The organism is Mycolicibacterium vaccae NBRC 14118 = CIP 105934 (assembly GCF_001552715.1).
Taxonomy (GTDB): domain Bacteria; phylum Actinomycetota; class Actinomycetes; order Mycobacteriales; family Mycobacteriaceae; genus Mycobacterium; species Mycobacterium vaccae.
In genome coordinates, this window is sequence record NZ_BCRS01000038.1 from 1 (window position 1) to 6,884 (window position 6,884).

6 protein-coding genes and 2 pseudogenes are annotated in these 6,884 nt (G+C 69.9%); 7 read left to right on the forward strand and 1 reads right to left on the reverse strand.

Features of this window, described 5'->3' with window-relative positions:
* The 6 genes and pseudogenes from MVA01S_RS09925 to MVA01S_RS31725 all read left to right on the forward strand — a co-directional run.
* A pseudogene (locus MVA01S_RS09925) lies at positions 1–269 on the forward strand (mammalian cell entry protein); the annotation flags it as partial.
* Positions 266–1,573 (forward strand): MCE family protein, encoded by a 1,308-nt coding sequence (locus MVA01S_RS09930; protein WP_003931125.1) that lies wholly within the window; start codon positions 266–268, stop codon positions 1,571–1,573. The pseudogene MVA01S_RS09925 and the gene MVA01S_RS09930, both read left to right, overlap by 4 nt.
* Positions 1,570–2,709: an MCE family protein gene (locus MVA01S_RS09935; protein ID WP_003931126.1), complete on the forward strand. Its 1,140-nt coding sequence runs from the start codon at positions 1,570–1,572 to the stop codon at positions 2,707–2,709. Before MVA01S_RS09930 ends, MVA01S_RS09935 begins: the two co-directional genes overlap by 4 nt.
* 1 nt (position 2,710) lies before the next feature.
* Entirely contained in the window at positions 2,711–4,171 is a 1,461-nt protein-coding gene (locus tag MVA01S_RS09940; protein WP_003931127.1) for an MCE family protein, read from the forward strand.
* Positions 4,135–4,815, forward strand: coding sequence for an Rv1363c family protein (locus tag MVA01S_RS09945; protein ID WP_003931128.1), 681 nt, complete (start codon positions 4,135–4,137; stop codon positions 4,813–4,815). The genes MVA01S_RS09940 and MVA01S_RS09945 overlap by 37 nt, the downstream gene beginning before the upstream one ends.
* A complete protein-coding gene (locus MVA01S_RS31725) occupies positions 4,812–5,528 on the forward strand; it encodes an Rv1363c family protein (protein WP_040541529.1) in 717 nt (238 codons plus the stop codon). Before MVA01S_RS09945 ends, MVA01S_RS31725 begins: the two co-directional genes overlap by 4 nt.
* Before the next feature lie 4 nt (positions 5,529–5,532).
* Here the strand turns inward: MVA01S_RS31725 and MVA01S_RS09955 are convergent, their stop codons facing one another.
* Complete coding sequence (locus tag MVA01S_RS09955; RefSeq protein WP_003931130.1) at positions 5,533–6,342, reverse strand: SDR family NAD(P)-dependent oxidoreductase; 810 nt, start codon at positions 6,340–6,342, stop codon at positions 5,533–5,535.
* A gap of 23 nt (positions 6,343–6,365) precedes the next feature.
* On the opposite strand from MVA01S_RS09955, the pseudogene MVA01S_RS09960 reads away from it, so the two are divergent.
* Positions 6,366–6,884: pseudogene (locus MVA01S_RS09960) on the forward strand (DUF1298 domain-containing protein); the annotation flags it as partial.

The window sequence follows — 6,884 nt, forward strand, 5'->3', positions numbered from 1 at the left end:
GGGAGCCGCGGATGACGATTCCGGACGCCATCACCGGCAACCCGGGAGACCAGGGCTGCGGCCCGGCGGGGATCCCGCTGCCCGGGCCGACCGGCTGCTACCCGTACCGCGAACCTCCGCCCGCGCCGGCACCGGGCGGTCCGCCGCCGGGTCCGCCCGCACCCGCGCCGCACGGTATCGAGTCGACACCGAGCCCGAACCCGGGCGCGGTGTTCGATCCGGCCCCCGGTGAAGCGCCTCCGCTCGTTCCCGCGGAGGGCAGGCCATGAGAAATCTCCGGACCTGGGTCGGCCTCGTGCTGGTCCTGCTGCTGGTCGCCGGCGTCGCGACGCTGGTGCGCACCACCGACAAGGTGAACAGAGTCAACGTCGTCGCGTACTTCGAGAACAGCAACGGCATCTACGTCGGTGACGACGTGCGTGTCCTCGGCGTGCCGGTCGGCAAGATCACCTCGATCGACCCGGAACCCGAGCGCGTGAAGATCTCGTTCTGGTACGACGAGCGCTATGAAGTGCCGGCCGACGCGAAGGCCGCGATCCTGTCGCCGGCCCTGGTGACCGCCCGCGCGATCCAGCTGACCCCCGCCTACACCGGAGGTCCGGTGATGGGCGACGACACCGTGATCCCGTTGGAGCGCACCGTGGTTCCCGTCGAATGGGACCAGGTGCGCCAGCAGTTGCAGCGCCTCAGCGAGACGTTGCAGCCCACCGAACCCGGCGGGGTGAGCCCGCTCGGCTCGGTCATCAACACCACCGCCGACAACCTGCGCGGCCAGGGCGTCAACATCCGGCAGACCGTCATCAAGCTGTCCCAGGCGATCTCGGCGCTCGGCGACCACAGCACCGACATCTTCTCGACGATCAAGAACCTGGCGATCCTGGTGTCGGCCCTGCAGGACAGCACCGACCTGATGCGGCAGCTGAACCAGAACCTGGCCTCGGTCACCGGCGTGCTGGCCGACGGCCCGGACGAAGTCGGCGCCGCGGTGCGGGATCTCAACGACGCCGTCGGCGAGGTGCAGAGCTTCGTCGCCGAGAACCGCGAAGCGCTCGGCACCACCTCGGACAAGCTGGCGGGCGTCACCACCGCGCTCAACGAGAGCCTCGAGGACATCAAGCAGTTCCTGCACGTGGCGCCGACGACGTTCCAGAACTACACCAACATCTGGCAGCCCGCCCAGGGCGCGATCAGCAGCGTCCCGCAGATCAACAACTTCGCCAATCCCATCCAGTTCCTCTGCGGCGCAGTGCAGGCCGCGTCCCGGCTGGGTGCCGAGGAGTCGGCCAAGCTGTGCGTGCAGTACCTGGCGCCGATCATCAAGAACCGCCAGTACAACTTCCCGCCGCTGGGACTCAACCAGCTCGTCGGCGCCACCACCCGGCCCAACGAGCTGACCTACAGCGAGGATTGGCTGCGCCCGGACTACATCCCGCCGGCCGCTCCGCCGCCGCCGGGGCTGCCCGTGCCGCTCGGCGCCGAGCCGGAGACCCCGGCGCTGGCCGCCGAGGCCCCGACGACGACGAACCCGGACGACGGTCTGCTGGGCATGATGGTGCCGGGAGGAGGGTCGTGACCACCTCCAGGACCCGACTCGGGGCCGGCGTCGCGGTGCTCTGCGCGGCACTGGTGACGTCCGGCTGCAGCGACTGGCGCGGCCTGAACTCCGTTGCGCTGCCGGGAACTCAGGGCGGTGGGCCCGGCTCGTTCACCATCCAGGCGCAGATGCCGGACGTCGACAACGTCGAGCAGAACTCACGCGTGCGGGTCGGCGACGTCAACGTCGGCACCGTCACCAAGATCGAGCGCCAGGGCTGGAACGCGCTGGTGACGATGTCCCTCGATCGCGACGTGGTGCTTCCGGCCAACGCGGTCGCCAAGGTCGGTCAGACCAGCCTGCTCGGCTCCCAGCACATCGAGCTCGCCGCGCCCACCGAGGATGCGCCGCAGGGCAGGTTGGCCCAGGGGGCGGTGATCCCGTTGGCGTCCGCGGGCGCATACCCGACCACCGAGCAGGCGCTGGCAGCGGTCGCTCTGCTGCTCAACGGCGGCGGCATCGGCAACATCCAGGACATCACCGATGCGCTGTCGACCGCGTTCACCGGACGCGAGAACGACCTGCGCAGCCTGATCGAGCAGCTCGACATCGCGGTCGGGCACCTGGAGGACCAGACCGACGACATCATCGCGACCTCCGAGAGCCTGAACACCCTGGTCGGTCAGATCGCCGAGCAGAAGCCCGTGGTGGACCGGGCGCTCAAGACGATCCCGGATGCGCTGGCGGTACTGCGCGACCAGCGCGACACCTTGTCCGAGGCACTGGTGCAGCTCGGCCGGTTCAGCGCGCTGGCCGCCGACTCGGTCAACCAGACCCGCGAGGCGCTCGTCCAGGAACTCAAGGACCTCGGCCCGGTGCTGCAGTCGCTGGCCGACGCCGGACCCGCGCTCACCCGCTCGCTGAGCTTCCTGCCGACGTTCCCGTTCCCCAAGGAGACGCTGACGAACTGGATGCGCGGCGACTACGCGAACCTGACGCTGGTCGTCGACCTGACGCTGAGCCGCCTCGACTCCGGCTTCTTCACCGGCACCCGCTGGGAAGGTGACCTGACCGAACTGGAGCTGCAGTGGGGCCGCACGATCGGGCAGATGCCGAGCCCGTACACCGCGGGCAACCCGCTGGTGGCGCCGTACCGCTGGGATCAGGGGCGCTGACATGCGACTGACACGCAAGATTCTGATCCAGGTGGCGATCTTCTCGGTGCTGGCCGTGGCCGCCGTCGGGACCATGGTCTTCGGCTACATGCGGCTGCCGGAGATGGTCGGCATCGGCCAGTACAAGGTGACCGTCGAGCTGCCCGAGACCGGCGGCCTCTACGAGCGCAGCAACGTCACCTACCGGGGTTCACAGGTCGGCGTCGTCGACCGCGTCGGGTTGACCGACCGCGGGGTAGCGGCCGAGTTGTCGTTGAACTCCGACGTCAAGATCCCGGCCGACGTCATCGCCGAGGTGCGCAGCCAGTCGGCGGTCGGTGAGCAGTTCGTGCAGCTGACGCCGCAGAGCGCCGAGGGCCCGGAACTGCGCGACGGCGACGTCATCCCGCGCGACCGCACCAAGGTGCCCGCCGACGTCAACGCCGTCCTCGAGTTGACCAACGAAGGCTTGCAGGCGATTCCGCAGGACAACCTCCGGACCGTCGTCGACGAGGCCTACGAAGCGGTCGGCGGTCTGGGACCCGAGCTGCGTCGACTGGTGAGCGGATCGACTCAGCTGGCCATCGACGCGCGGCAGGAGCTCGACTCGCTGACCACGGTGATCGACCAGTCCGAGCCCGTGCTGGACTCCCAGATCGACACGTCGGGCTCGATCCGGGCGTGGGCGGCCAACCTGGCCGACGTCACCGGGCAGCTGCAACGCGAGGACGCCGCGGTCTCAGGTCTGCTCAGCAAAGGTCCCGGCGCCGCTGAGGAGACCAGGGCGCTGTTCGACCGGTTGCAGCCGACGCTGCCGGTCGTGCTGGCCAACCTGGTCAGCGTCGGCGAGGTGGCCGTCGCCTACCAGCCCAGCCTGGAGCAGCTGCTGGTGCTGCTGCCCCAGGGCACCGCGGTGACCCAGGCCGTCGGCGTCTCCAAGCACGGGACCAAGCAGGACTACATGGGCGACTACCTGGTCTTCAACCTGAACCTGAACGTGCCGCCGCCGTGCACCACCGGCTTCCTGCCGGCCCAGCAGCAGCGGGCGCCGACGTTCGAGGACTATCCCGAACGGCCCGCCGGCGACCTCTACTGCCGGGTGCCGCAGGACGGTGCCTTCAACGTGCGCGGCGCCCGCAACCTGCCCTGCATCACGGTGCCCGGTAAGCGGGCGCCGAGCGCCGCGATGTGCGAGAGCAACGAGGTCTACGTCCCGCTGAACGAGGGATACAACTGGAAGGGCGACCCGAACGCGACGTTGTCGGGGCAGGCCGTGCCGCAGCTGCGGCCGGGTCAGCAACCTGCCGAGGCCGTCGCCCCACCAGGCCCGGCGGAACCACCCGTGGCGGTCGCCGAATACGATCCCGCCGACGGCACGTACGTTGGTCCGGACGGACGTGTGTACACACAGTCCAATCTGGCAGAAAGTGCCACAGAGGAGCGAACATGGCAGACGATGCTGCTGCCCCCGACGGGGAACTGACGAAGCCGGCCGCACCGGCGGACGAGCCCGCGTCCGGCGCCGTCGAACCCGAGTCGACAGCCGTGGAGGCCGCGGACTCCACGACCGATGTCACCGACGAGACCGTCGGTGACCCGGCAGCCGCCGACGAGACCGACACCGAACCTGCGGCCCGCACCCCGATCTCGCACGTCAAGCTTGCGCTGATCGCCGGCATCGTCGCGGTGGTGGCGCTCGCCGCGCTCTGCGGGTGGCTCGGGTACCGGGCCTACGAGTCCGACCGCGCCGAGGCGCAGCGCAGTGTGTTCCTGCAGGTCGGCAGGCAGGGCGCGGTGAACCTGACGACCATCGACTGGGAGAACGCCGACGCCGACGTACAGCGCATTCTGGATTCGGCGACCGGCACGTTCTACGACGAATTCCAGCAGCGCGCCGAGCCTTTCGTCGAGGTGGTCAAGCAAGCCCAGTCGAAATCGGTCGGTACCGTCGCCGAGGCCGGTCTGGAGAGCGTCGGCGACGACGAAGCCCAGGTGCTCGTCGCGGTGACCGTTCAAACGACGAATGCCGGTGCGCCCGAACAACAGCCGCGGGCCTGGCGGATGCGGATATCCGTGCAGGAGGTCGACGGCGAGGCCAAGGTGTCGAAAGTGGAGTTCGTGCCGTGAGTGAAGATGTGAAGGGCGACGTGCCCGGCGACGAGAAGAGCGAGATCGTCGAGGCAACCGAGGCCACCGAGGCAACCGAGGCAACCGAGGCAACCGAGGCAACCGAGGCCACCGAAGCCGAAGAGGCCACCGAGGCAACCGAAGCCGAAGAGGTTGCGAAATCCGAAGAGGCCGAAGGGGCTGAAGAGTCCCAGCCGGCAGTGTCGGCCGACAAGTCGGCCAAGAAGGGTGTGGCGTGGCCGCGTGTGGTCGCGTTCGCCGTGCTGCCCGCGCTGGCGCTGGTGCTCGCGATGGGTGCTGGCTACCTGAAGTGGCGCGACAACTCGGTGCGCAACAACGAGATCGCCGCGATGACCTCGGTGCAGGCGGCTCGCGACAGCACGATCGCGCTGCTGTCCTACACCCCCGACAAGGTCGAGGAGCAGCTGAGTGCGGCGCGCGATCTGCTGACCGGCGATTTCCGGGAGGCTTACACGTCGCTGACCGACGATGTGGTGATCCCGGGCGCGAAGGAGCAGCAGATCTCCGCGGTCGCGTCGGTGCCCGCGGCGGCGTCGGTGTCGGCCACTCCGAACGAGGCCGTGGTGCTGCTGTTCGTGAACCAGACGGTGTCGGTCGGCGCTGCTGTGCCCACCGACACCGCGTCGAGCGTGCGGGTCACGTTGGAGAAGGACGGCGACCGCTGGCTGATCTCCAAGTTCGACCCGGTGTAGCCGCTCAGCGGCGGTCGCGGCCCGGGTGGCCGCGGCCCAGCATCGGCAACAGGATCCAGCGTGGTGCGAGCCGGTTCAGCGCCGCCGCGACGCGGTTCGCCCGGCCGGGCACGATCACCCGTCTACCGCCGGCCAGACCGTCGACAGCGGTCCGGGCGACGGCATCGGGCTGCTCCCACAAGAACTTCGGCAGCAGCTTCTCCGCTTCGGCGTCAGGAATGCCTGCGGCTTCGCCGAATCCGGTGCGTACCGGGCCCGGACACACGACCGCGGCCGCGACGCCGGTGCCCTTCAACTCCTCGGCCATCGCCTCGGTGTACGACAGCACGAACGCTTTCGCCGCGCCGTAGGACGCCTGCCACGGCACCGGCCCGAACGCGCCGACCGATGCGACATTGAGCACCGCGCCCCGGCCGCGGGCGACCATGCCGGGCACGAACCGGGTGCACAGATCGACCACCGCGGCGACATCGACCTCGATAAGCCGCAGCTCGGCGTCCACGTCCATGCCGGCGACCCCGCCCACGTTGGCCATCCCGGCGTTGTTGACCAGCACGTCCACCGTCAGCCCGAGTTCGGCCACCCGGTCCGGCAGTGCCGCCCGGTCGGCGGGCCGGGCCAGGTCGGCGGCCAGCACATGGGCGCCACCGCCGAGCTCCGCGGCGAGCTCGCCGAGACGGTCGGCGCGGCGAGCCACCAGAATCACCTGATGTCCACGCCGGACGAACTCGCGGGCGATGTGCTCGCCGATCCCCGACGACGCGCCGGTGACCAGCACCGCCCCGGTGGCGGAGGGCCCCGGCAGCGTCGGCATGCCGGCCAGCCTAGCCTGGGCCCATGACGGTGCGCCGGCTCGCAGCGGTCGACGCCCAGACCTACTGGATGTCGGCCTCGGTTCCCAGCGACCAGTTCCTGCTGTACGCGTTCGGCGGTCAGCCGGACAGCCTCGAGGGTGCACTCGACATGGTGCGTGACCGGGCGCGAGCGTGTGCCGACTTCAGGGTGCGGGTCGACGACACCGACTTCTGGACGTATCCGGTCTGGGCGCAGCGGGAGGTGACCGCCGACCAGATCGTGGTGCACGATGTCGACCCGCCGACCTGGCAGGGATGCCTGACCGCGGTCGCGGGGCTGACCGACGAGCCGCTCGATGCCCGCGACATCACCTGGCGCCTGCATGTGTTCCCGAAGGTCGACGAAATCCCCGGAGCCGGGTCGGGTTCGGTTGCGGTGCTGCAGATCTGCCATGCCCTCGCCGACGGCGTGCTGGCCTCGGCGCTGGCGGCGCACCTGTTCGGCCGCAATGGCGCGGTGCCCGCGGTGGCGGCAGCGCCGGTGCGGGCTGCGGCACTGCCG